Source organism: Bacillus sp. LR--39 (assembly GCF_053613335.1).
In genome coordinates, this window is record NZ_JBSIOT010000685.1 from 1 (window position 1) to 798 (window position 798).

The 798-nt window shown below is 46.9% G+C and carries 1 protein-coding gene and 1 pseudogene; one reads left to right on the forward strand and one right to left on the reverse strand.

Annotated features, from left to right (window positions below; all coding sequences use genetic code 11):
* Nucleotides 1-371 (reverse strand): annotated as a pseudogene (locus ACWHAR_RS25835) (DNA-3-methyladenine glycosylase 2 family protein); the annotation flags it as partial.
* 118 nt (nucleotides 372-489) lie between these two features.
* Between ACWHAR_RS25835 and ACWHAR_RS25840 the strand changes: the two are divergent.
* A partial coding sequence (locus ACWHAR_RS25840) for a CorA family divalent cation transporter (protein WP_452088270.1) occupies nucleotides 490-798 on the forward strand: 309 nt, incomplete at its 3' end.

The window sequence follows — 798 nt, forward strand, 5'->3', positions numbered from 1 at the left end:
TTCATCATGCAGTTGTAGACGCTGTAGTCCAGAACAAGCGGGGTCCCAGCATGCTCTTCAAAAATGTCGGACAGGCTCGTTTTTGAAAAATGATCCAGAACGTGCTGCAAAGGATTTTCCCATTGAAAAATCCGCTTGATTTCCTTCATCATTTCTCCCTGATCCGTTCCCCCGCTGACGAGGAACTCAGGCTCACCCGCATGGCCTAACGCCTGTACCTTTACAATACATACGTCCCCCGCTTGATTTCTGATTGGCACACGGACTTCCCTCGCCTCTCGATCAACAGCATTGAGGGGGTCTAAAGACAGCCTGTCCAGCACGCGGTCAAAATGATACGGAGGCGTGACAGATACTTTTTCCTTCCACATGAGATCCACCCCTTTTCCCTTTTTTGTTCAGTATAACATGCCGCTTGAATTAGGCAGAGAGTACCGTATACTTTTCTCATAAAGACCGCATGATATAATGGCAGGTGGAGGGTTGTTTATGATCAACATTACCGCAATCACAACAGAGCATCAGCTGCTGAAAAATATACCGATCGAACGAGTGGAACAGCCTGATATTGCATGGTACTGGGTTGATTTTTACGGCCCGGAGGATACGGAAACGGCGTTATTGAGAGATTTTTTTCATTTTCACCCGCTTGCCATTGAGGATTGCTTCCAGCATATGCAGCGGCCGAAGCTTGACCATTATGACGGCTATCGTTTTTACGTGATTCATGCGCTGAATAAGGAAACACTTGAGACGGAGGAAGTCGATATCTTTCAAGGCGAAAAATTTGTCGTCACC